This is a genomic window from Micrococcus porci (assembly GCF_020097155.1).
In the GTDB taxonomy this organism is placed as follows: Bacteria; Actinomycetota; Actinomycetes; order Actinomycetales; family Micrococcaceae; genus Micrococcus; species Micrococcus porci.
In genome coordinates, this window is sequence record NZ_CP083691.1 from 1,002,978 (window position 1) to 1,025,383 (window position 22,406).

19 protein-coding genes are annotated in these 22,406 nt (G+C 74.5%); 10 read left to right on the top strand and 9 right to left on the bottom strand.

The features are described 5' to 3' along the window. Positions 1 to 27: 27 nt before the first annotated feature. Positions 28 to 825, bottom strand: a complete 798-nt coding sequence (locus KW076_RS04815; RefSeq protein WP_224356465.1) for an ABC transporter ATP-binding protein — start codon at positions 823 to 825, stop codon at positions 28 to 30. A gap of 1 nt (position 826) precedes the next feature. After that, the gene (locus KW076_RS04820) at positions 827 to 1,975 is read right to left on the bottom strand and encodes an ABC transporter permease (protein ID WP_224356466.1); all 1,149 of its coding nucleotides are present in this window, start codon (positions 1,973 to 1,975) and stop codon (positions 827 to 829) included. Between the two features lie 185 nt (positions 1,976 to 2,160). Between KW076_RS04820 and KW076_RS04825 the strand changes: the two genes are divergently transcribed. Together KW076_RS04825 and KW076_RS04830 are read left to right on the top strand one after the other, a co-directional pair. Further along, positions 2,161 to 3,528: a sensor histidine kinase gene (locus KW076_RS04825; RefSeq protein WP_224356467.1), complete on the top strand. Its 1,368-nt coding sequence runs from the start codon at positions 2,161 to 2,163 to the stop codon at positions 3,526 to 3,528. Further along, positions 3,525 to 4,160 (top strand): response regulator, encoded by a 636-nt coding sequence (locus KW076_RS04830; RefSeq protein WP_286670234.1) that lies wholly within the window; start codon positions 3,525 to 3,527, stop codon positions 4,158 to 4,160. Before KW076_RS04825 ends, KW076_RS04830 begins: the two co-directional genes overlap by 4 nt. Positions 4,161 to 4,215: 55 nt before the next feature. Here KW076_RS04830 and KW076_RS04835 read toward each other — a convergent pair whose 3' ends face one another. Continuing rightward, entirely contained in the window at positions 4,216 to 4,500 is a 285-nt protein-coding gene (locus tag KW076_RS04835) for a hypothetical protein (protein WP_224356468.1), read from the bottom strand. A 60-nt stretch (positions 4,501 to 4,560) separates the two neighbouring features. On the opposite strand from KW076_RS04835, the gene purD reads away from it, so the two are divergent. Next, on the top strand, positions 4,561 to 6,747 hold the full coding sequence (purD, locus tag KW076_RS04840) for a phosphoribosylamine--glycine ligase (protein WP_224356469.1): 2,187 nt from the start codon (positions 4,561 to 4,563) through the stop codon (positions 6,745 to 6,747). Between the two features lie 198 nt (positions 6,748 to 6,945). Next, positions 6,946 to 7,917, top strand: coding sequence for an endonuclease domain-containing protein (locus tag KW076_RS04845; protein ID WP_224356470.1), 972 nt, complete (start codon positions 6,946 to 6,948; stop codon positions 7,915 to 7,917). Positions 7,918 to 8,020: 103 nt separating this feature from the next. Here KW076_RS04845 and KW076_RS04850 read toward each other — a convergent pair whose 3' ends face one another. Genes KW076_RS04850 through KW076_RS04865 form a run of 4 tightly spaced genes read right to left on the bottom strand, consistent with a single transcriptional unit; the run spans position 8,021 to position 15,133 of the window. Continuing rightward, positions 8,021 to 9,949 (bottom strand): ABC transporter ATP-binding protein, encoded by a 1,929-nt coding sequence (locus KW076_RS04850; RefSeq protein ID WP_224356471.1) that lies wholly within the window; start codon positions 9,947 to 9,949, stop codon positions 8,021 to 8,023. Next, entirely contained in the window at positions 9,946 to 11,862 is a 1,917-nt protein-coding gene (locus tag KW076_RS04855; protein ID WP_224356472.1) for an ABC transporter ATP-binding protein, read from the bottom strand. Before KW076_RS04855 ends, KW076_RS04850 begins: the two co-directional genes overlap by 4 nt. Before the next feature lie 56 nt (positions 11,863 to 11,918). Beyond that, positions 11,919 to 12,875 (bottom strand): metallophosphoesterase, encoded by a 957-nt coding sequence (locus KW076_RS04860; RefSeq protein WP_224356473.1) that lies wholly within the window; start codon positions 12,873 to 12,875, stop codon positions 11,919 to 11,921. Beyond that, positions 12,872 to 15,133, bottom strand: coding sequence for a transglycosylase domain-containing protein (locus KW076_RS04865; protein WP_224356474.1), 2,262 nt, complete (start codon positions 15,131 to 15,133; stop codon positions 12,872 to 12,874). The genes KW076_RS04860 and KW076_RS04865 overlap by 4 nt, the downstream gene beginning before the upstream one ends. 54 nt (positions 15,134 to 15,187) lie before the next feature. Between KW076_RS04865 and sp36 the strand changes: the two genes are divergently transcribed. Genes sp36 through KW076_RS04880 form a run of 3 tightly spaced genes read left to right on the top strand, consistent with a single transcriptional unit; the run spans position 15,188 to position 16,750 of the window. Then, positions 15,188 to 15,355 carry a Sp36 family protein gene (gene sp36 / locus KW076_RS04870; protein WP_224356475.1) on the top strand — a complete coding sequence of 56 codons (168 nt, stop codon included), beginning with the start codon at positions 15,188 to 15,190 and terminating at the stop codon, positions 15,353 to 15,355. A 2-nt stretch (positions 15,356 to 15,357) separates the two neighbouring features. Further along, positions 15,358 to 15,843: a RidA family protein gene (locus KW076_RS04875; protein ID WP_224356476.1), complete on the top strand. Its 486-nt coding sequence runs from the start codon at positions 15,358 to 15,360 to the stop codon at positions 15,841 to 15,843. Beyond that, positions 15,833 to 16,750 carry an NUDIX hydrolase gene (locus KW076_RS04880; RefSeq protein WP_224356477.1) on the top strand — a complete coding sequence of 306 codons (918 nt, stop codon included), beginning with the start codon at positions 15,833 to 15,835 and terminating at the stop codon, positions 16,748 to 16,750. The genes KW076_RS04875 and KW076_RS04880 overlap by 11 nt, the downstream gene beginning before the upstream one ends. Before the next feature lie 90 nt (positions 16,751 to 16,840). Here the strand turns inward: KW076_RS04880 and KW076_RS04885 are convergent, their stop codons facing one another. Further along, positions 16,841 to 17,518 carry a Crp/Fnr family transcriptional regulator gene (locus KW076_RS04885; protein WP_224356478.1) on the bottom strand — a complete coding sequence of 226 codons (678 nt, stop codon included), beginning with the start codon at positions 17,516 to 17,518 and terminating at the stop codon, positions 16,841 to 16,843. 191 nt (positions 17,519 to 17,709) lie between these two features. On the opposite strand from KW076_RS04885, the gene KW076_RS04890 reads away from it, so the two are divergent. The 3 genes from KW076_RS04890 (at position 17,710) to KW076_RS04900 (ending at position 20,164) form a co-directional block, all read left to right on the top strand. After that, a complete protein-coding gene (locus tag KW076_RS04890; RefSeq protein ID WP_224356479.1) occupies positions 17,710 to 18,279 on the top strand; it encodes a CvpA family protein in 570 nt (189 codons plus the stop codon). Between the two features lie 159 nt (positions 18,280 to 18,438). After that, a complete protein-coding gene (locus KW076_RS04895) occupies positions 18,439 to 20,016 on the top strand; it encodes a sodium-dependent transporter (protein ID WP_224356480.1) in 1,578 nt (525 codons plus the stop codon). Between the two features lies 1 nt (position 20,017). Next, complete coding sequence (locus tag KW076_RS04900; protein WP_224356481.1) at positions 20,018 to 20,164, top strand: methionine/alanine import family NSS transporter small subunit; 147 nt, start codon at positions 20,018 to 20,020, stop codon at positions 20,162 to 20,164. A 180-nt stretch (positions 20,165 to 20,344) separates the two neighbouring features. Here KW076_RS04900 and acs read toward each other — a convergent pair whose 3' ends face one another. Further along, positions 20,345 to 22,282 (bottom strand): acetate--CoA ligase, encoded by a 1,938-nt coding sequence (gene acs / locus KW076_RS04905; protein ID WP_224356482.1) that lies wholly within the window; start codon positions 22,280 to 22,282, stop codon positions 20,345 to 20,347. Between the last annotated feature and the right edge of the window lie 124 nt (positions 22,283 to 22,406).

Here is a 22,406-nt window from a genome sequence, read left to right on the forward strand (position 1 = left end):
TGGGGTGCGGGGGGCGGGCCGGGCGGCTCAGGCCGCGAGCCGCCCGTCCACCATGGTGAGCACGCGGTCCGTCGCGCCGAGGAACTCGTGGTCGTGGGTGACCATGAGCGTGGCCACGCCCTCCTGCCGGGTCAGCTCGCCGAGCAGCTCGACGACGGCGGCGGAGCGCTCCCGGTCCAGGGCGGAGGTCGGCTCGTCCACCAGCAGCAGGGCCGGGGCCCCGGAGCCGGTGCCCATGAGGGCGCGCACGATGTTCACGCGCTGGCGCTGGCCGCCGGAGAGCTGGTGCGGGCGCTGGTCGGCCCGCCGGCCGAGGTCCACGCGCTCCAGCAGCTCCTGGGCGCGGGCGGCGGCCGCCGTCCGGTCCGCGCGGGTGGACTTCGGGTCCAGGCGGACCACCAGCTCCAGCTGCTCGCGGGCCGTGAGGGACGGCAGCAGGTTCGGCTGCTGGAAGACCACGCCGATCCGGTCGCCGCGCAGTCGGGTCCGCGCGGCGCGGGAGAGCCCGGTCAGCTCGGTCCCGGCCACGGTGACCGATCCGGAGGTCGGTGCGATCAGGCCCGCGGCCACGGCCAGCAGGGAGGACTTGCCGGAGCCGGAGGGCCCGATCATCGCGGTGAACGTGCCGGGGGTCAGGTCCAGGCTCACGCCGTCCAGGGCGCGCAGGGTCCGGCCCTCGCCGTCCGGGTACTCCAGGACGAGGTCCCGCACGGAGAGGACGGGCGCGGCGTCCGGGGCGGCGGGGGCGGCGTCGTGGGCGGTGACGCGGGCGGCGGCCGGGGAGCGGTAGGCCGACAGGTCAGGGGTGTGGGTGCTGATGGTCATGTCAGTTGCCTCCGAGGGCGATCAGGGGGTCGATGCGGGTCACGCGGGCCACGGCCAGCGCGGAGCCGGCCAGGCCGAGGGCGAGGACGCCGAGGGCGGGGAGGACGGTGGTCGCCGGGCTGAGGACGAACGGCACGGCCTGCGCGGCGAACCAGCCGGCGCCGGCGGCCAGGGCCGTTCCGAGGCCGACGCCGACCGCCAGGACGATGCCGCCCTGCAGCAGCGAGTCCCGCAGCACCCAGCCGGTCGAGGCCCCGAGGGCCTTGAGCACCGCGATCTCCCGGGTGCGCTGGATGGTCCAGATGGAGAGGAACGCCACCACCACGAGCGCCGAGATCCCGTAGAGGAAGCCCTGCATCATCGTCAGGGAGCCGTGCTCCGAGGAGTACGCGGGCAGGGCCGCGTAGGCGCCCTTCACGTCCGTGGCCACGGTGTGGGCGGCGTCGTCGGCGGCGGAGGCGACGGCGTCGGCATCGGCCCCGTCCACGAGCGTCACGAGGCCCGCGGTGCCGGCCACGTCCGCGTCCTCGGTGTGGGAGAGCGCGCGCCAGTCGGTCAGCGTGGTCCAGGCGACCGGGGTGTGGGAGTACCAGGAGTCCGCCGCGACGGAGGCGACCGTGTACACGCGGCCCGAGGACTCGACCTGGCCGCCCTCCTCCACCTCCAGGGCCTCGGCGAGGGCCTGGGAGAGGACGAGCTCGCCGTCCTCCAACCCGGCCGGCGCCTGGGGGGCGGCCGGGTCCAGGCCCACGAACGACGCCGAGCCGACCCCCGCCACCTCCGGGGTCTCGGCCGGGCGGCCGGCGGCGTCGGTGTCCACGTGCCCGGCGACGCCGGTGAGGCGGCCCTGGGCGACCCCCACCGGCTCGACGCGTGCGACGCCGTCCGCGGCGCACCAGGAGTCGAGCTGGGCGGCGGTGACCTCCGAGGAGGTGAAGGACGCGGTCGGGTCCTGGCCGGCGGTGCCGCCGAAGACGATCCGGTCCGTGCCGCGGGCGCCGAGGTCGTCGAGGGCGGCGGTGTTCTGGTGCCCGAGGCCCGCAGTGAGGCCGGAGAGCATCACGAGCAGGACGGTGATGAGGGCGACGACGGCGCCCATGAGGCTGAAGCGGCCGGTCGCGAACCGCAGGTCGCGCAGGGCGAGGAACATGGGGGTGATCCTTCGATCGGGAGGGGCCGCGGCGAGGGGCCCGGGGACTGCGTCCAGCCTCCGCCGGGAGGGGGTCCCCGGGCATCGCCCACCGGGGGCGAACCCAGATCAACCGATCGGTTGATCGCCCCGTGGCGGGGCACCCGGGAGGCCTCTGGCGTCCGAGGCGGCCCTACGCTGGCGGCATGAGGACTTCCGACCCCGCGGACGGCCCCCGCGGCGCGAACGGCACCGCCGCGCTGCTCTCCGGCCTGCGCGTGGCCGTGCACGTCGGCTTCGCCGTGCTGCTCGCCCTGGCGCTCGTCCGTGCCCTCGCTGGCCCCGACGCCGGGGCTCGCCTCACCGGCCGGCCTGCCCTGGCGCTCGTGGGGCTCACGGTGGTGCTGGCCGGCGTCTACCTGACCGGGACGGTCGCGGAACGCCGCCTCCACGCCGCCGGACGCGCCCCCGGCCGGACGGCCGCCGGGACGTGGCTCGCCGTGCTCCTGGGCGTGTGGGCGCTGGCCGTGCTCCGCCACCCCGACATGATGTGGGTCGCCTTCCCCCTGTTCTTCGTCGCCCTGCACGCGGTGCACGTGATCCTGGGCCGGCCCCGGCTCGCCCTGGCATGCGTGGCGGCGATGACCGTCGTCGTCGTGGTGGCCTCCCTGGAGCGCGGCACCGCGCCGGGCGCGGTGCTCGGGCCCGCGGTGGGCGCCGCCGTGGCCGTGGTGGTGTTCCACGCGTGCCGCCTGCTGGTCGTCGAGTCCGAGCGGCAGCGCTCCGTGGCTGAGCAGCTCCGGGCCACCCGCGCCGAGCTGGCCGCCTCCGAGCGCCATGCCGGCGTGCTCGCCGAGCGCGAGCGGCTCGCCCGCGAGATCCACGACACCCTCACCCAGGGGCTGGCGTCGATCGTGCTGGTCTCCCGCGCCGCGCAGGACGCCGTGCGCGCCGGGGACGCCGCGCTCGCGGACGAGCGCCTGGAGACCGTCCGCACGACCGCCGCGGAGAACCTCGCCGAGTCCCGCGCGTTCGTGCGCGGACTCCGGGCCCCCGTGGACGGTGTCCAGGGGGGAGCGGACCGGGCCGGGTCGGCGCTCGAGGCCGCCCTGGGGGCCGCCGTGCGCGGGTTCCGCGCCCGCCGGCAGGCCCTCGGGCGCCCCGTGGAGGCGGAGCTGGCCGTGGTCGGCGAGCCGGTCGCCGTGGGCGAGGCCGTGGAGACCGTGCTCGTGCGCGCGGCGCAGTCCTCCCTCGCCAACGTGGACCAGCACGCCCGCACCGACCGGTGCCGCGTCACCCTGACCTGGATGGACGGCGAGGTCGCCCTGGACGTGGCCGACGACGGCGTCGGATTCGACCCGGAGGCCGCCCGGGCGAGGGCGTCCCGAGCGGCGGTGTCCGACCCCGCCGCGCCCCGGCCGGCGGAGGAGGGGACCGGCGTCGGGCTGGCGGGGCTGGCCGAGCGCGTGGCCGGCGTCGGCGGCCGGGTGGATGTGGAGAGCGCCCCGGGTCAGGGGTGCGTGGTGGCGGTGCGGATCCCCGTCCCGCGGCAGCATGAGAGGAGGGGCGCGTGAGCGTGCGCGTGATGCTGGTGGACGACCATCCGGTGGTCCGGGCCGGGGTGCGGGCCGTCCTGGAGGCGGACCCGGAACTGACGGTGGTGGCGGAGGCCGGGGACGGCGCCGCCGCCCTCGACGTGCTCCAGGCGCGGCCCGGGGAGGTGGACGCCGTCCTGATGGATCTGCAGATGGGCGAGGGCATGGACGGGGTGAGCGCCACCCGCCGCCTGCGCGCCGCGCATCCCGGGATCCCCGTGCTGATCCTCACGACCTTCGACACGGAGGCGGACATCCTGGCCGCCCTCGACGCCGGGGCCGCCGGCTACCTGCTCAAGGACGCGCCGGCCGAGCAGATCGCCGACGCCGTGCACCGGGCCGTGGCCGGCCGACCCGCCCTCACTCCGGACGTGGCCGAGCGGCTGCTCGGCCGCACCACCGGGGCGACCGCCGCCAGCGCCCTGAGCGCCCGGGAGATCGAGCTGCTCGAGCTGATCGCCCGCGGGGACACCAACCGGGAGGCCGCCCGCGCCCTGTTCCTCTCCGAGGCGACCGTGAAGACGCACCTGGTGCACATCTTCCAGAAGCTCGGCGTGGACACCCGCACCCAGGCCGTGCACGAGGCGCGGGCCCGGCGGATCATCCGCTGAGGCGCGCTGGCTCCACGGCCGGGGTTCGGCGGGGCCGGCGGCGGCCCCGCCGCGCTCATCGGCGGCCGACGACGCGCGTGATCACCGCCGCCGCCACCGCGGCCACGGCCAGGACGCCCAGCGCCGCCGGGAGGGTCATGGAGCCCCGCTCCACGCCGAGCAGGCGCAGGGAGAGGAAGCCGATCAGCGCGCACGCGAACAGCACGCCGACGAACGTGTACGTCCGGCGCAGCCCCGCCCCCGGGCCGGCCGGGCCGCCGAGTCCGCGGCCTCCGGGGCCGCTCGCGGCGGGGCGGTCGGCGTCGTCGTCACGTCCGTGGTGCAGAGGGGGGAGCGTCATGTCCTCCACAGTAGGGACGCGCGCCGACGGGCGGCCAGGGCCGGGCCGTAGGCTGGGGGCGTGAAGATCCTCGTGCTCGGCAACGGTGGCCGCGAACACGCGCTGCTGCGCGCCCTCTCCCGTGACCCCCAGGTCGGCGAGCTCCATGCCGCCCCCGGCAACGCCGGCATGGCCGACGCCGCCGTCCTCCACCCCGTCACCGCCACGGACCCCGAGGCCGTCGTGGCCCTCGCGCGGGACCTGGCCGTGGACCTCGTGGTCGTCGGCCCGGAGGCCCCGCTGGCCGCCGGCGTGTCCGACGCCCTGCGCGAGGCCGGGTTCGCCGTGTTCGGCCCGTCCCAGGCCGCGGCTCAGCTGGAGGCGTCCAAGGCGTTCGCCAAGGAGGTCATGGCCGCCGCGGGCGTGCCCACCGCCGGCGCCCGCGTCTGCGCCACCGAGGCCGAGGTCGACGCGGCGCTGACCGCGTTCGGAGCGCCCCACGTCGTGAAGGACGACGGCCTGGCCGCCGGCAAGGGCGTGGTGGTCACCTCCGACCGGGCCGCGGCCCTGGACCACGCGCGCGCCTGCCTGTCGGCGGGCGGCACCGTGGTCGTCGAGGACTTCCTGGACGGCCCCGAGGTCTCCCTCTTCGTCCTCTGCGACGGCGAGCACGCCGTCCCCCTGACCCCCGCGCAGGACTTCAAGCGCATCCACGACGGCGACGCCGGCCCCAACACCGGTGGCATGGGCGCGTACACCCCGTTGCAGTGGCTGCCCGAGGGCTTCGTCGACGAGGTCATGGAGCGCGTGGCCCGGCCCGTGCTCGCCGAGATGTCCCGCCGCGACACCCCGTTCGCCGGTGTGCTGTTCATCGGCCTGGCCGTCACCGAGAACGGCCCCGAGGTCATCGAGTTCAACGTGCGCTTCGGCGACCCCGAGACGCAGTCCGTGCTCGCCCGCCTGGAGACCCCGCTGGGCCAGCTGCTGGCCGACGCCGCGGCCGGCCGCCTCGGCGCGGACCGGGAGCTTCGGTGGAGCGACGACGTGGCCGTGGACGTGGTCCTCGCGTCCGCCGGCTACCCGGCCTCCTCCCACTCCGGCGACGTGATCGCCGGCCTGGAGGACGCGCTCGCCCTCGAGGGCGTGGACGTGCTGCACGCCGGCACCGCCCGCACCGAGGACGGCGACGTGGTGACCGCCGGCGGGCGGGTGCTCGCCGTCGTCGGGCGCGGGGCCACCCTGGAGCAGGCGCGCGAGCGGGCCTACGCGGGCGTCGCGAAGATCCGGTTCGACGGCGCCCAGCACCGCACGGACATCGCCATCAAGGCCGAGCGCGGCGAGATCACGGTGCCCGAGCGGCGCCGCGGCTACGCCGGCGCGGAGGCCCTCGAGCTGCCGGGCTGGCGCCATGTCTACTCCGGCAAGGTGCGCGACCTCTACGAGCCGGCCGACGCCGAGCCGGGGACGTCCGAGACGCTGCTCGTGGTGGCCTCGGACCGCATCAGCGCCTACGACTTCGTGCTGGAGCCGCCGATCCCGGGCAAGGGCGCCGTGCTCACCCGGCTGAGCCTGTGGTGGTTCGAGCAGCTGGCCGGCGTGGCGAACCACGTGGTGTCCACGGACGTCCCGGCCGAGGTGGCCGGGCGGGCCATGGTGGTGAAGCGCCTCGACATGCACCCGATCGAGTGCATCGCGCGCGGCTACCTCACCGGCTCCGGGCTCGCCGAGTACCGGGAGCACGCGACGGTGACGGGCATCCCGCTGCCGGACGGGCTCGTGGACGGCTCCCGGCTGGAGCCGCCGATCTTCACGCCCTCGGCCAAGGCGGAGGTCGGCGAGCACGACGAGAACATCACGTTCGAGCAGACCGTGGAGCGCGTCGGCGCGCCGACGGCCGAGGCGCTGCGCGCCGCGACCCTGGAGGTCTACACGCGCGCCGAGGCGATCGCCCGGAAGGCCGGGATCATCCTGGCCGACACCAAGGTGGAGTTCGGTGCCGACCCCGTGACCGGTGAGCTCGTCCTCGGCGACGAGGTGCTGACCCCCGACTCCTCCCGCTTCTGGGACGCCGAGGCCTACGAGCCCGGCCGCGCCCAGGCCAGCTTCGACAAGCAGTTCGTCCGTGACTGGCTGACCTCGCCGGAGTCCGGCTGGGACCGGACGTCGGGGGAGGAGCCGCCGGCGCTGCCCGCCGACGTCGTCGAGCGCACCCGCGCCCGGTATGTGGAGGCCTACGAGCGCCTCACCGGCCGCCGCTTCGAGGCTTGAGCCCCGCCCCCCTGGCACTTTCGCTGAAGAAGACGTCGCTACCATCTCGGCTCTCCGGGGTGGTAGCGACGCTTTTCTGAGCGAAAGTGAACGGGCCGCGGGGACCGCTCCTGCACAGGGGCATTCGAGACGGCGTGCCGTCCCCGGTCGTCTTCGCCTCGGCCCCGTCGCGACGCCGGTCCCTCCAGGATCGAGGGCATGGCACCTCGCGCCCCGCTCCCACTCCCCGCGCACCTCGCCGATCGGCCCTTCACACGGGTGGACCTGACCACCGCAGGGTGGAGCATCGAACGGGCGCGCCGCGGCGACCTGGTGCGTGTCGTCCACGGAGTCCACCGCTCCTGGGAAGCGGAGACCGGTGACTGGGCCGACCTCGGATTCCCCGTGGATCCGGTGCCGTGGCCGCCCGTGGACGCCGCCGCCGTCGTGCGCCGGGCGCGAGGAGTGCTCTCCCACCAGAGCGCGGCCCTCGTGCACGGGCTCGTCGTCCCGGCGTGGGTGCGCCCGGACGGGCGCCTGCACCTGAGCCGGCCGCACGACCGGGGTCTCAGCGGGCTGCCCCGGGTGCAGACGCATGCCCGATCGGTGCCGCCGGTGGACGTCACCAGCATCCACGGGATCCCCTGCACCTCGCTCGAACGCACCTGGGTGGACCTGGCGTCCCTGATGCCGCGGGGCCCCGTGGACCCCCTGGTGATCGCCGGGGACGCACTCGTGAACCACCCCTGGGCGGGGGAGGGGCAGGCTCGCGGGGCGGCCCGGACCACGGTGGTGTCCTTGCGCGCGGCGCTGGAACGGGCCGGCCGCTTCAAGGGGGTGCGAGCGGCGCGGCTGGCCCTGGACCTCGTCCGCGTCGGTGCCGACTCGCCCCCGGAGACCGAGCTGCGCCTCGCCCTGCTCGCGGCCGGCCTTCCAGAACCCGAGCTGCAGGCACGGATCGACCCGGCCGACCCGTGGGCGCCCGCCGTCGACCTCGCCTACCGCCCGTGGCGGCTGTCCCTGCAGTACGACGGCGCCCACCACAGGACCCGGGAGCAGCAGGGGCGCGACGCACGCCGGGACGGCCTGGTCCAGGACGCGGGGTGGCGTTCGCTCCGGCTCACTGCGGAGGACCGCCACGACGGTTTCCGACGCGCGGTCGAGTGGGTCCGTCGCCACGGGTCGCCGTGACTTTCGCTGAGGAAGCCGTCGCTACCATCCCGGGTCTCTGGGACGGTAGCGACGCTGTGTCGAGCGAAAGTGGGGGGTGGGGGGCGGGGCGGTGGAGCCCCGCTCAGCCCTCCCCGACGAGGGAGTCCTCCCAGGCCCGGTGCAGGGCGGCGAAGCGCCCGCCGGCGGCCACGAGCTCGGTCGGGGAGCCGTCCTCGACGATCCGGCCGTCGTGCACGACGAGCACGCGGTCGGCGATCTCCACGGTGCTGAGGCGGTGCGCGATGATCAGCGCCGTCCGGTTGCCGAGCAGCCGCTCCAGGCCGTCCTGCACGAGCCGCTCGCTGGGCAGGTCCAGGGAGCTGGTCGCCTCGTCGAGGATCAGCACCGCCGGGTCGGCCAGGAAGGCGCGTGCGAAGCTGACCAGCTGCCGCTGGCCCGCGGAGAGCCGTCCGCCGCGCTTGGACACGTCGGTCGCGTACCCCTCGGGCAGGTCCAGGATGAACTCGTGCGCGCCCACGGCCCGGGCCGCCGCCTGGATCTCGGCCTCCGAGGCGTCGGGCCGGCCGAGCGCGATGTTCTCCCCGACCGTCCCGGAGAACAGGAACGCCTCCTGGGTCACCATCACCACGTTGCGCCGCAGGTCCGCGCCCGCCAGGTCCTTGAGCTCCACGCCGTCGAGGGTCAGGGAGCCGGACGTCAGGTCGTAGAACCGGGCGATCAGCTTCACCAGCGTGGACTTCCCCGCGCCGGTCTGCCCGACGACGGCCACCGTCTGCCCGGCCGGCACCGTGAGGTCGAACCCGGGCAGCACGACGGCGTCCGAGCCGTAGCCGAACACGGCGTCGCGGAACTCGATCCGCCCGGAGGCCACGCCCTCGCCGGGCCGCTCGGCCCCGGGAAGCGCCACGGGGTGGGCGGGCTCCACGACGGCGGGCTCCTCCTCGAGCAGACCGGAGACCTTCTCCAGCGCGGCGGTCGCGGACTGCAGCGAGGAGTAGAACATGGCCACCATCTCCATGGGCTGGAACACGCGCCGGCCGGCCAGCAGCAGCGCGACGAGCACGCCCACCGCCAGATCCCCGGAGAGCACCCGGAGCCCGCCGAACAGCAGCAGCGCGGCCACGGTCAGGTTGCCCACCGCCACGAGCACGGGCTGCAGCACGCCGAACAGGTTCAGGGTGTGCATCATGTCGTCGCGGTAGTCGGTGGCCAGGCGCGCGTAGGCGCGTTCGCCGGCGCGTTGGCGGCGGAAGGCCTGCACGGCGCGGATGCCGGTCATGGTCTCCACGAAGTGCACGATGGACCGCGCGGAGGACACCCGCGACCGCCGGTACGCCTCCTCGGAGCGGACCTGGTACCAGCGGACGGCGATCGCCACGGGCACGAACGCCACGAGGATCACCAGGAACGACGGCGGGTCGAGCAGCAGGATGGACACGGCGGTGAACGCGGTGAACAGCACTCCGGAGACGAGCGAGGACACGCCCTGGTCCAGCAGTTCGCGGAGCGCCTCGAGGTCGGAGGTCTGCCGGGAGATCACGCGCCCGGAGGTGTAGGTCTCGTGGAAGCCGAGGGAGAGTCGCTGGGTGTGGCGGAACACGCGCACGCGCAGAGCCAGCAGCATCCGCTGGCTGGCCTTGGCGGTGAGCCATTGGTACAGCCCCAGCAGGACGCCGCCGACCAGGCCGGTCACCGCGTAGAGGGCGCCGGTCTGCACGACGACGCCGGTCGGGTCCGTCCCGGCGCGCACCGCCTCCAGGGCGCGGGGGAGGGCGTCGTCGATGGACCAGGCGATGACCAGGGGCATGGCGGCGCGGGCGGCGTTGGAGAGCACGACGAGCGCGGCCGTCAGCCAGAGCATCCCCCGGACGGGGCGGGCGAGCTGGCGCAGCAGGGCCCAGGAGCGGCGGCGGACGTGGCGGCGCTCGGCGGGGGTGTAGTCCAGGGACTCCTCGGCGCCCACGCCGAGCACGCGCAGCCCGGCGGCCTCGGCGGGGTCCACCACGGTGAGGGTGGACGTGACGGGGGCGGTGTCGGCGCGGCGGCTCATCGGGCGTCCTCCCGGTCGGTGGTGATGATCTGCCGGTACGCGCCGGAGCGGGCGAGCAGGTCGGCGTGGGTGCCGACGTCGGCGATCCGCCCGTCCTGCAGGACGGCCACGCGGTCGGCGAGGGCGACGGTGGAGGGCCGGTGCGCGACGATCAGCGTGGTGGTGCCGGCGAGGACCTCGCGCAGGCGCGCGGTGACGGCCTCCTCGGTGCGCACGTCGAGGGCGGAGAGCGGGTCGTCGAGGACGAGCACGTCGGGGCGGGCGGCGATGGCGCGGGCCAGGGCCAGGCGCTGGCGCTGCCCGCCGGACAGGCTGAGGCCCTCCTCGCCGATGGGGGTGTCCACGCCCTGGGGGAGGTCCGCGACGAACCCGGCCTGGGCGGTGTCCAGGGCGAGCTCCAGGAGGGCCTCGGCGGCGGGGGAGTCGGGCCCGTCGGCGACCTCCGCGGCGGGGGCGCCGAGCAGCACGTTGGCGCGCACCGTGTCGGAGAACAGGGTGGCGTCCTCGAAGGCGATGGACACCCGCCGGCGCAGCTCCTCCAGCGGGTAGTCCCGCACGTCCACGCCGTCCACCTCGACGACGCCGCCGGTGACGTCCCGCAGCCGCGGCACGAGCTGCAGCAGCGTCGACTTGCCGGAGCCGGTGAGTCCCACGAGTGCCATGGTCTCCCCCGGCACGAGCTCCAGGTCGACGCCGGCGAGCAGGTCGGGCGCGTCGTCGGGGGTGTCCGGGTGGCGGAAGCGGGCGCCGCGGAAGGCGAGCCCGCCGCGGGAGGGCGGCAGGGCGGAGACGTCCACGGGGGCGTCGGCGACGGCGGGGTCCGGGTCCTCGCCGACGGAGGCACCGGTGGCGGCCTCCTCGGCGGGGTCGGTGCCGGGCGGGGAGGCGATGGACACCGGCTGGCGCATCACCTCGAGGTGCCGGTCGATCGCGGTCTTGGCGGAGAGCGTCATGCCCAGGAGCTGGCCGATGCCCTCCACGGGGCGGGCGAGGACGGCGGTGGTGGCGAAGTAGGCGGCGAGCGCGCCCACGGTCATCTGCCCCGTGGCCACCAGCCAGACCCCCAGCGCCAGGGCGACGCCGAGCATCACCTCGGCCAGGGAGACCGTGAACGCGATGAACGAGGCCAGCACGCCGGCCTTGTGGACCTCCGTGCCCTGCAGGGTCTGCGCCTCGCCTCGGAAGCCCTCCAGGGCGTGCGGGCCGCGCCCGAACGCCTTGAGCACGCGGATCCCGTGCACGGACTCCTCGACGGTGGTGGCGAGGTCGCCGGCCTGGTCCTGGGAGAGGCGGGAGGCGGTGCGGAAGTCGTTGCGGAACCCGTAGGACCGCCACATGATCGGCAGCGCCGCCGCGAGGTAGACGAGCGCCAGCGGCCAGGAGAGCCAGAACAGCAGCCCCACGCCCACCACCAGGGTGACGGTCTCCACCACCAGCATCACGGAGCCGAAGGCGATCCACCGGCGCAGCAGGGACAGGTCGCCCTGCGCGCGGGAGAGCAGCTGTCCGGAGGGCCACGCGTCGTGGAAGGCGACGGGCAGGCGCTGGAGGCGGCGGTAGACCGCGATGCGGGCCCGGTTCTCCACGTCCGCGGCCGGCGGGAGGATGAAGAACCGGCGCAGCCAGATGAACAGGGCCTCCGCGGCCCCGAGCAGGGCGAGGCCGCCCACGGCCCACCACACGCTCGCCGTGGCGTCCTCGGCGGCGGGGGCGCCCGGCGTCGTCGGGGCGGCGAACACGGTGTTGACGAGCAGGCGGATGACCTGCGGGATGGCCAGGGCCACCAGGCCGGCGGCGAGGGCGGAGAGCAGGCCCAGCACCCAGCGGGTGCGCACGCCCTCCAGGTACGGTGCGATGCCGCGCACGGCGTCGCGCAGCGGGAGCGGGGCGGCGGCGGTGGTGGTGCGGGTCACCCGCAGGACTCTACCGGCAGCCCCGGACACGCTTCGGCCCCGGGGGCGGGGCGGGCTCACGCGCGGGGGACGAGGTCCAGGACCACGGCCTCCGGACGGCAGAAGGTCCGCACGGGGGCGGAGGGGGCGGTGCCGATGCCGGCGGAGACCTCGAGCGGCACCGTGCGGCCGGCCGCCGTCCAGGAGGACAGGCCGGAGGCCTGCGAGCGGGGCAGGTCGCAGTTGGTCACCAGCGCGCCCGCGAACGGCAGGCACACCTGACCGCCGTGCGTGTGCCCGGCGAGCAGCAGGTCCGCGCCGTCCGCCGTCATCGCGTCCAGCACGCGCCGGTACGGGGCGTGGGTGACGCCCAGGCGCAGCAGCGGGGCATCGCCCGCGGCCCCCTCGTCGGCGAGGTCGAAGCCGGGCCAGCGGTCCAGGCCGAGGTGGGGGTCGTCCGTGCCCGCCGCGCGGATCCGCACGGCGTCCGGGCCGGAGCCCACCACGACGTCGGCGGCCCGGTCCGTCAGGTCCGTCCAGCCGGCCGCGCGGAACGCGGAGAACAGGTCCTCCGTGGGCAGGCGGGAGCGGGAGGCCTCGAGCTCCGAGGGGCCGCGGAGGTAGCGCAGCGGGTTGGCGGGCTTGGGCGTGAAGTAGTCGTTCGAGCCGGGCACGAACACGCCGGGGACCGCCAGCAGCGGGGCCAGGGCGTCCAGCAGGAGCGGGATGGACGCGGCGGAGGAGATGTTGTCCCCCGTGTCCACGACGAGGTCCGGCTCCAGGTCCGCGAGGGAGCACAGCCACTCCAGGCGGCGGCGGTGCCGGGGCAGCAGGTGGATGTCGGAGAGGTGCAGGACGCGCAGCGGGCGCGCTCCGGCGGGGAGCACGGGCACCGTGTGCGTGCGGACCACCCGGGCCTCCGCCTCGACCCGGCCCCAGACCAGGGCGCCCGCACCGAGGGCCGACGCGCCTCCGGCGGCCCACGCGGCCGTGTGCGTGAGCCGCCGGAGGCGGGGACCGGGGGCGTCCGTCATCGGGTGAGCACGCCGCTCTCGAACTTCGCGGCGTTCTCCGCGCTGGAGAACGCGGTCTCGCCGGCGGCCGGGCCGAGGCTCGAGGTCGGGGTGCCGCCGTTGCGGTCGATGTCCTCCGGCCGGTAGAACCGGCCGTCCGGGTGGTCGCCCTCGAGGGCCGGGTCCTCGGACTGCGGGCCGTCGAACTCCGGCAGCTCCCCGGGGACGAAGGTGCGCTTGGCCATGTCGTTCCACTCGAGCCACGTGCCGCCGTTGACGGTGGCGCCGTAGAACTCCTTCTGCACCACGCCGTTGATGGTCTCGCCGCGCATGGTCTTCTGGCTGGTGTAGCGGCCGGCCCAGACGGCCGTGGCCAGCTCGGTGGTGTAGCCGATGAACCACGTGGAGGACATGTTGTTGTTCGTGCCCGTCTTGCCGGCGAACTCGTAGCCGGTGCCGTCCGGGGCGATGTTGTGCGCGGCGATGTGCCGGAGCAGCGGGGTCACCTCGGCCACCTGAGCCGGGTCCAGGACCTGACGGCACTCGGGGGCGGGGACCGTGTACTGGTTGCCGGTGGTGTCCGTGACCTCGGTGATGGCGCGCGGCTTGCAGTACTTGCCGTTCGCGGCGAGGGTCGCGTAGGCGCCGGCCATGGTCATCGGGGAGACGTCGTCCTTGCCGAGCACGAAGGAGGGCTCGGCCGGGCTCAGCGGGGCGCCGTCCCTGGCGGTGACGATGCCGACCTGCGTGAGCGTGTTGACGATGTCGCAGAGGTCCATCTGGTAGGCCAGGGCCACGGTCGGCGTGTTGACCGACCAGAAGATGCCCTCGTCGATGCGGTCGCGCTTCTTCATGCCGTCGATGACGTTGTTCAGCTGCCAGCCCTGCGTGCCGCCGCCGGCGGTGGTGTAGCCGCCGGGCAGGCAGGAGGCCTGGAAGCGGGCGTCCGGCGGGTAGCGGTCCTTGGAGCCGTCCACGGAGTCGATCAACTTGCCCCCGTTGCGCAGCCAGGTCAGGCCGATGAACGGCTTGAAGGTGGAGCCCGCGGCGAAGCCCGTGCCGCCGCCCCACTTGGCGTCCACGTTGAGGTTCAGGGTCGTCTTGCCGAGCTCGTCCTGGATGGAGTACTCGGTGTTCTGCGCCATCGTGACGATGTCGCCGGAGCCGGGGCGCAGGGAGATCAGCGAGTGGCCGGCACCGAGGGACTCGTTGTTCGGGATCACGCGGCGGGTGAGCTCCTCCGCCTTCTTCTGCAGGTTCGAGTCGATCGTCGTGCGGATGGTCAGGCCGCCGCGGTCCAGCAGGGCCTGGCGGGAGGCCGTGTCCGGGCCGAAGGTCGGGTCGGCCAGGATCTGGCGCTCCACGTAGTCGCAGAAGTACGCGCCGAAGGCGGCGCTCAGGCAGCCGGTGGACTGCCCCTTCATGGTGTAGGTGAGGGGCTGGGCGACCGCGTGGTCGTGCTCCTCCTGGGAGATGTACCCGTTCTTGAGCATGGCCTTGAGCACCGTGTTGCGGCGTGCCGTGGTGCCCTCCGGGTTGCGGGCGGGGTTGAAGCGGGTGGGGGACTGCACCATGCCGGCCAGGGTGGCGGCCTCCCACAGCTCCAGGTCCTTGGCGGGCTTGCCGAACACGTACTGGGAGGCGGCCTCGATGCCGTAGGCGCGGCCCTGGAACAGCACGAGGTTCAGGTAGCCCTCGAGGATCTGGTCCTTGGACATCTGCTTCTCGACGGCCACCGCGAGCTTGATCTCCTTGACCTTGTCCGAGGCCTGCTTGGTGCCGGAGAGGGTCAGGCGGGAGTCGCCGCGGACCTGCTGCGAGTTGATCAGCATGTTGTTGACGAACTGCTGGGTCAGCGTGGAGGCACCCTGCGTCGACGACGAGGACACGTTGTTCACCATCGCGCGGACCAGGCCCTTCGCGTCCACGCCGTCGTGCTGGTAGAAGCGCTCGTCCTCGATGGCGACGATCGCGTTGCGCATGTACGGGGAGATCTGGTCCAGGGGCACCGGCTGGCGGTTCTCCTGGAAGAACGTCGCGATCAGCTCGCCGTCCGCCGAGTAGATCTTCGACGGCATGGACACGGGCTCCGCCGGCAGCTGGTCCGGCAGCTCGTCCAGCATGTCCCGGCCGGAGGCGAAGACGATGCCGGTGGCGCCGGCGGCGGGCATCATCAGCCCTGCGACGAGGAGGCCGGCGAGGGCCGAGAGGCCCAGGAAGGACAGCAGCCGCCCCAGGGCGGAGGAGCGCGCGGGGAGGCGTGACGAGCGGGAGGCCATGGCGGGAAGTGTATCGCCCGTCCCTGGGACGGAGCCCCTCGCTAGGCTGGCCCCATGACTCAGCGCATCCAGTGGGAGTACGCCACCATCCCCCTCCTCATCCACGCGACCAAGCAGATCCTCGACCAGTGGGGCGAGGACGGCTGGGAGCTCGTCACCGTGATCCCCGGCCCGGAGGGTGCCAACCCGGTGGCCTACCTCAAGCGCCCGAAGGACGCGTGAGCATGGCCGGGCAGAACGCCTGGGGGGGCGGCCCCGCGGCCGAGCGCCTCGCCGCGCTCGGGATCGAGCGTCCGGCCGTCGCCGCCCCGGTGGGCTCCTACGTGCCCGCCGTGCGGGACGGGGACCTCGTCCTGACCTCCGGGCAGCTGCCGTTCGTGGCCGGCGCCCTGCCGCGCACGGGCAAGGTCGGCGCCGAGGTCACGCTGGAACAGGCGCAGGAGCTGGCCCGCACCGCCGCGGTGAACGCCGTGGCCGCCGTGCACGAGCTCGTGGGCGACCTCGAGGCGGTCGTGCAGGTGGTCAAGGTGGTCGGGTTCGTCGCCTCCGCCCCCGACTTCACGGCCCAGCCGGCCGTCGTCAACGGCGCCTCGGACGTGCTCGCAGAGATCTTCGGCGAGGCGGGCCGCCACGCGCGCTCCGCCGTCGGGGTGGCCGTGCTGCCCCTGGACTCGCCGGTCGAGGTGGAGATCACCGTCCGTGTCCGCTGAACCGGACGCCCCCCGCGTCCGCGTCCCCGGGCACGAGGAGGAGCTGACCCGCCAGTGGCTGGCCCAGCGCCACCGCCAGGTCCGCCCCGCCCGTCCCGCCTCCGCGGTGGTGCTGGTGCGGGACGGTGCCGACGGCGTCGAGGTGCTGCTGCGCCACCGGTCCGGCCGCACCCCGCTCGGCCGGATCGGCCTCCCCGGCGGCTCCCTCGTGGACTCCGACGCCGACCCCTGCACCTGGTACGGCCCCGCCCCCGACGAGTGGGCGCGTGCGCTGGGCCTGGCGGACCGCCGCCGGGTGCGCCAGCACGTGGTGGCCGCCGTGCGCGAGCTCTTCGAGGAGTCCGGCGTGCTGCTGGCCGGACCGGCGGACATGGACCTCGTCCAGGACGCCCGCGGGGAGACCTGGGGCGCCAGCCGCTCGTCCCTCGAGGAGGGGGACGAGTCCCTGCCGCGCCTGCTCGGCGACCGCGGCCTGGGGCTCCGTACGGACCTGCTCCGCGGCGTCGGTCGCTGGCTCTCCGCCCCGCACAGCCCGCGCCGCTTCGACACCGTGGTCTTCGCCGCCGCCCTGCCCCCGCAGCAGGAGCTCGTGCACCGCCCGGAGGGGCCGGTGCTGCAGGGGTGGTTCTCCGCGCGGCGGCTCCTCTCCGAGCCGGCCGCCCTGCCCGGGCCCGACGGCTGGCTGGGGGAGTCCGGCGTCGTCGCGCTGGAGGAGGTGTCCACGCCGATGACCCAGCTGGTGCTGCGCCGCGTGGCCGAGCACCGCACCGCCGCCGGGTTCCTGCTGTCCCCCGCCGGCTGCCGCGGCCCCGTGCCCGTGGTGAAGCTGCGGACCGAGGCCGAGCACGACGACCTCGCCACCGGCACGCTCTACACCGTCGCCGAGCGCGTGGACCCGGTCGGCTGACCGGCCCGCCGCCGACCGAGGAGGTCCGACGAGGTCCGCGGACGACGACGGCCCGCCCCCTGCCGGAGCGGGCCGTCGTCGTGGCGGGGGTCAGCGGGAGCGCTGGCGCAGGCGCTGCAGGTCGAGGATGACCACGGCGCGGTTCTCCAGGCGGATCCAGCCGCGCTGCACGAACTCGGCCAGGGCCTTGTTCACGGTCTCGCGGGAGGCGCCGACGAGCTGGGCGAGCTCCTCCTGGGTGAGGTCGTGGGCCACGAGGAGGCCGTCGGCGGCGGGGCGGCCGAAGCGGTCGGCGAGGTCCAGCAGGGCCTTGGCCACGCGGCCGGGGACGTCCGAGAAGACGAGGTCCGCCAGGGACTCGTTGGTCTTGGACAGGCGCTGGGCGAGGGCCTGGAGCAGCTGCAGGGACACGTCCGGGGAGGAGGCGATGGCGCGGCGCAGGTTCTCGTGGCGCAGGCCGGCCAGGCGCGCGGCGGAGACGGCCGTGGCGGTGGCGGAGCGGGGCGCCGGGTTGAAGAGCGCCATCTCGCCGAAGATCTCGCCCGGTCCGAGCACGGCGACGAGGTTCTCGCGGCCGTCGGACGCGGTGCGGCCCAGCTTGATCTTGCCGGACATGATCACGTAGAGCTGGTCGCCCTGATCGCCCTCGTGGAAGGCGGAGGCGCCGCGGGAGAGCTCCACCTCGGTGAGCTCGGAGGTGAGGATGGAGAACACCTCGTCGTCCAGGTTGGTGAAGAGCGGGGCCTTCCTGAGAACCTCGAGATCCATGCGTGCGCGTCCCTTCTGCGATACCGCGAGCCGCGGGCGCGGCGCGCCCGGGATGTCGGTGCCATTGTGCCCCATCGCACTGTCCCTGCCGAGTCGCGGCGGTCTCCGAGCCTGCGTCCAGGCGGGCTGGTTAGCGTGGGGGTCCACGCGCCACCCGGCCCCCCGGCCGGCCCGCGGGAAGGAGACCGACCATGACCACCGCCCCCACCTGGATCGACGCCGTCCTGGCCCTCGTGCTGCTCCTGGCCCTGGCCTCGGGGCTGCGGCGCGGGCTCGCGCTGACGCTCGGCTCGGCGCTGGGGCTGCTGGCCGGCGTCGCGGCGGCGGTGCTGTTCGCCGTCCCCCTGGGCGGGCTGGTGCCGGACCCCGCGTGGCGGCCGCTCGCCGTCGTGGCGGCCGGCGTGCTCCTGGTGGTCCTCGGGCAGGGGATCGGGCTGCGGATCGGCGCGGCCGTGCGTCGGGCCCTCGGCCGCGGCGCCCTGTCGCGGGCCGACGGGCTGCTCGGCGGCGTGGCCGGCCTGGCGGTCGCCGCCGTCGTGATCGCGCTGGCGGCGCCCGTGGCACGGCCCCTGCTTCCGGCCGACGCGGCGGACGAGGCCGGCCGTTCCCGCGTGGTGGCCGCGGCGGAGCACCTGACGCCCGAGCCGGTGCGCCAGGCCGCCGCCGACCTCGGGACCCAGGCGCGCCTGTTCGTCGCCGAGGCGATCGCCCCCGTGCTCCCCGAGCCGGGCCTGGGCGGGCGGGAGGCCGTGCGCGCCTGAGCCGCGGCGGGGGCCGCCCGATGTCCGAACCGGGAGGGTTCCAGCATGTGGACCGTCCGGGCCCACGCGGCGGCACGTGGAGTACGGTGTGCCCTTTCAGACGCACCGGTGGCCGCCGCGCATCCGCGCGCGGAGCCGCGACCCCCTGGAGGTCCTCCCATGTCCACGTCCACTGGCGCGACGGCGGCACCGTCGCGCACCCGCGAGGAGTTCACCGGCCGGTGGGCCTTCATCCTCGCGGCCATCGGCTCCGCGGTGGGCCTCGGCAACATCTGGCGCTTCCCGTACGTCGCCTACGAGCACGGCGGCGGCGCCTTCGTCATCCCCTACCTGGTGGCCCTGCTGACCGCCGGCATCCCGCTGCTGTTCCTGGACTACGCGATCGGCCACCGCTTCCGCGGCTCCGCCCCCATGGCGTTCCGCCGGATGAGCCGCTGGACCGAGGCCATCGGCTGGTGGCAGGTGCTGATCTGCGCGGTGATCGGCGTGTACTACGCGGCCATCATCGCCTGGTCGATCATGTACACCTGGTTCTCCCTGGACCAGCGGTGGGGCGACGACCCCGAGGGCTTCCTCTTCAGCACCTACCTGCAGCAGGTGAAGGACCCGAACCCGTCCTTCGACATCGTGCCCGGCGTGTTCTGGCCGATGGTCGCCGTGTGGGGGGTGCTGCTGCTCATCATGGGCCTGGGCATCCGCCGCGGCGTGGCCCTGGCCTCCATGATCGGCATCCCGCTGCTCGTGGTCATGTTCGTGGTGCTGGTGATCATCTCGCTCACCCTGCCCGGCGCCATGCAGGGCCTCGACGCCCTCTTCACCCCGAACTGGGCCGCCCTGAAGGAGCCCGGGGTGTGGATCGCCGCCTACGGGCAGATCTTCTTCTCCCTGTCCGTGGGCTTCGGCATCATGATCACCTACGCCTCCTACCTGAAGAAGCGCACCAACCTCACGGCCTCCGGCCTGGTGGTGGGCTTCTCCAACTCCGGCTTCGAGATCCTCGCCGGCATCGGCGTGTTCTCCGCGCTGGGCTTCATGGCGCAGGCCTCCGGCGTACAGGTGTCCGAGGTGGCCGGCTCCGGCATCGGCCTGGCGTTCATCGCCTTCCCGACCCTCATCACGCAGGCCCCGGCCGGCGCGCTCATCGGCGTGCTGTTCTTCGCGTCGTTGGTGATCGCCGGCTTCACCTCGCTGATCTCCATCCTCGAGGTCGTCGTCTCCGCCGTGAAGGACAAGCTCGGCTGGGGTCGCTGGACCGCCGTGCTCGTCGTCGTCGGGATCTCCGCCGTCATCTCGATCTCGCTGTTCTCCACCACCACCGGCGTGGCCATGCTGGACACCATGGACGCGTTCGCGAACAACTTCGGCATCGTGGGCGCCGCCCTCGTGGCCGTGATCGCCGTGATGTGGATCGCCCGGCGCGGCGGCGAACTGGTGGCGCACCTGAACTCGGTCTCGTCCTTCCGCGTGGGCCGCGTGTACCGGATCCTCGTGGGCGTGGTGATGCCCGTGCTGCTGGGCTGGATGTGGATCGAGTGGATCCGCGAGAACGCCGCCACCCCGTACGGCGGCTACCCGACGGACTTCCTGGCGGTCTACGGCTGGGGGCTGGCCATCGGGTCCGTCGTCCTGGCGGTCCTGCTCTCCCTGATCCCGTGGTCCCACAAGTCCAGCCTGCACGCGGAGGAGTCGGTCAACGAGATCGACCACACCGCCCCCGTCGCCTCGAAGGAGTCCTGACATGCACACCCCGGCGCTCATCATGATGGTCATCGCCATGCTCACGGTCTGGGGCGGCCTCGTCCTCTCCGCCGTCCACCTGCTGAAGCACCCGGACGAGACCTCCGGCACGCTCGCGGACGCCGTGGACGTCGACCACACCCTCTGAGTCCGCGCACCCGACGACGACGCCCGCCTCCCGGAAGGGAGGCGGGCGTCGTCGTCTCAGCGGTCCCCGTCCCCGTCCCCGTGGTGTTCACGGCTCGCCGCCGGCGACGGCGCCGGTGCGGCGAGTCGTGCACACGACGCGCCGGACGGGGGTGCCCCGCGCCGGCCGGGGTGCGGGAGCTCAGGAGCCGACGGCCTCCGTGATGCGGTCCATCACGGTGGGGTCGGCCAGGGTCGTGGCGTCGCCGGGACGGCGGCCCTCGGCGACGTCCTTGAGGAGGCGGCGCATGATCTTGCCGGAGCGGGTCTTCGGCAGCTCCGGGACCACGAGCACGCGCTTGGGCTTGGCGATCGGGCCGATGTCCTTGCCCACGTGCTGGCGCAGCTCCTCCTGCACGGCCTCGACGTCCTCGCCGGCGGCCGTGGCCTCCTCGGTGAGCAGCACGAACGCGACGACGGCCTCACCCGTGGTCTCGTCTGCGGCGCCGACCACGGCGGACTCCGCCACCTTCGGGTGTGCCACGAGGGAGGACTCGATCTCCGTGGTGGACAGGCGGTGCCCGGAGACGTTCATGACGTCGTCCACGCGGCCGAGCAGCCAGATGTCCCCGTCCTCGTCGTACTGGGCGCCGTCGCCGGCGAAGTACATGCCCGGGAAGCGGGACCAATAGGTCTCCTTGAAGCGCTCCGGGTCGCCCCAGATGCCCCGGAGCATGGACGGCCACGGCTCGCGGGCCACGAGGAAGCCGGGTGCGGTGCTGCCCTCCATGGGCTCGCCGAGCTCGTCCACCACCTCGAGGACGACGCCGGGCACCGGCCGCTGGGCGGAGCCGGGCTTGAGCTCGGTGACGCCGGGCAGCGGGGTGAGCATGTGGGCGCCGGTCTCGGTCTGCCACCAGGTGTCCACGATGGGGCAGCGGCCGCCGCCGATGACGTCGTGGAACCAGCGCCACGCCTCGGGGTTGATGGCCTCGCCGACGGTGCCGAGCACGCGCAGGGAGGAGAGGTCGTAGCCGTCCGGGATCTGCCGGCCCCACTTCATGAAGGTGCGGATGGCGGTCGGCGCGGTGTAGAGGATCGTCACCCCGTGCTTCTGCACGATCTCCCACCAGCGCCCCTGGTGCGGGGAGTCCGGGGTGCCCTCGTAGATGACCTGGGTGGCGCCGTTCACCAGGGGCGCGTAGGCGACGTAGGAGTGCCCGGTCACCCAGCCGACGTCGGCGGTGCACCAGTACACGTCCGTGTCCGCGTGGAGGTCGAAGGTGTCGTGGTGGGTGGCGGCGGTCTGCACGAGGTAGCCGCCGGTGGTGTGGAGGATGCCCTTGGGCTTCCCGGTGGTGCCGGACGTGTAGAGGATGAACAGCGGGTGCTCGGCCTCGTGCCACACGACCTCGTGCTCGTCGGAGGCGGTGGGGACGACGTCGTGCCACCACAGGTCCCGGCCTTCGGTCCAGTCGACGTCGGCCTCGTTGCGGCGGACCACGACGACGTGCTCGACGGTGTGGCCCTCGGCGGAGAGCGCCTGGTCCACGGCGGGCTTGAGCATGGAGGGCCTGCCGCGGCGGAAGGAGCCGTCGGCGGTGACGACGAGCTTGGCCTCGGCGTCGTCGACGCGGGAGCGGAGGGCGTCCGCGGAGAAGCCGCCGAACACCACGGAGTGCACCGCGCCGATGCGCGCGCAGGCGAGCATGGTGATGACGGCCTCGGGGATCATCGGCAGGTACACGGCCACGCGGTCGCCCTTGGCCACGCCGAGGGACTCGAAGGCGTTGGCGGCGCGGCGGACCTCGGCGGCCAGGTCGGCGTAGGTGTAGGTGCGGGTGTCGCCGGGCTCGCCCTCGAAGACGATCGCGGTGCGGTCCCCGCGCCCGGCCTCCACGTGGCGGTCCAGGGCGTTGTAGGCGGCGTTGGTGGTGCCGTCGGCGAACCACCTGGCGAACGGGGCGTCGGACCAGTCCAGCACCTGGGTGAAGTCCTGCTCCCAGTGGAGGTGCTCGCGGGCGCGACGCGCCCAGTAGGCGAGGCGGTCGGCAGCGGCCTCCTCGTAGAGGTCGGCGCCGGCCACGGCCTGCGCGGCGAACTGCTCGGACGGCGGATAGGTGGCGCGTGTCTCGTCCACGAAGGTCCTCCTGGTGTCGGGCGGGGGGCGCCGCGCCGGTGTGACGCGCGGCACGGTGAGTGCTGAGGGTCACAGTAGACGCCGAGAGCGGGTGGCGTTCAAGCCCGCGCCCCCGCGTGACGGA

Bases quoted from the DNA above. Each gene is read 5' to 3' on its own strand.
- KW076_RS04875 (WP_224356476.1), top strand. From the start codon at position 15,358: ATGGCCGGGCAGAACGCCTGGGGGGGCGGCCCCGCGGCCGAGCGCCTC.
- KW076_RS04865 (WP_224356474.1), bottom strand. From the start codon at position 15,133: ATGGCCTCCCGCTCGTCACGCCTCCCCGCGCGCTCCTCCGCCCTGGGG.
- KW076_RS04890 (WP_224356479.1), top strand. From the start codon at position 17,710: ATGACCACCGCCCCCACCTGGATCGACGCCGTCCTGGCCCTCGTGCTG.
- KW076_RS04835 (WP_224356468.1), bottom strand. From the start codon at position 4,500: ATGACGCTCCCCCCTCTGCACCACGGACGTGACGACGACGCCGACCGC.
- KW076_RS04860 (WP_224356473.1), bottom strand. From the start codon at position 12,875: ATGACGGACGCCCCCGGTCCCCGCCTCCGGCGGCTCACGCACACGGCC.
- KW076_RS04845 (WP_224356470.1), top strand. From the start codon at position 6,946: ATGGCACCTCGCGCCCCGCTCCCACTCCCCGCGCACCTCGCCGATCGG.
- KW076_RS04850 (WP_224356471.1), bottom strand. From the start codon at position 9,949: ATGAGCCGCCGCGCCGACACCGCCCCCGTCACGTCCACCCTCACCGTG.
- sp36 (WP_224356475.1), top strand. From the start codon at position 15,188: ATGACTCAGCGCATCCAGTGGGAGTACGCCACCATCCCCCTCCTCATC.
- KW076_RS04885 (WP_224356478.1), bottom strand. From the start codon at position 17,518: ATGGATCTCGAGGTTCTCAGGAAGGCCCCGCTCTTCACCAACCTGGAC.
- KW076_RS04820 (WP_224356466.1), bottom strand. From the start codon at position 1,975: ATGTTCCTCGCCCTGCGCGACCTGCGGTTCGCGACCGGCCGCTTCAGC.
- KW076_RS04815 (WP_224356465.1), bottom strand. From the start codon at position 825: ATGACCATCAGCACCCACACCCCTGACCTGTCGGCCTACCGCTCCCCG.
- KW076_RS04825 (WP_224356467.1), top strand. From the start codon at position 2,161: ATGAGGACTTCCGACCCCGCGGACGGCCCCCGCGGCGCGAACGGCACC.
- KW076_RS04895 (WP_224356480.1), top strand. From the start codon at position 18,439: ATGTCCACGTCCACTGGCGCGACGGCGGCACCGTCGCGCACCCGCGAG.
- KW076_RS04900 (WP_224356481.1), top strand. From the start codon at position 20,018: ATGCACACCCCGGCGCTCATCATGATGGTCATCGCCATGCTCACGGTC.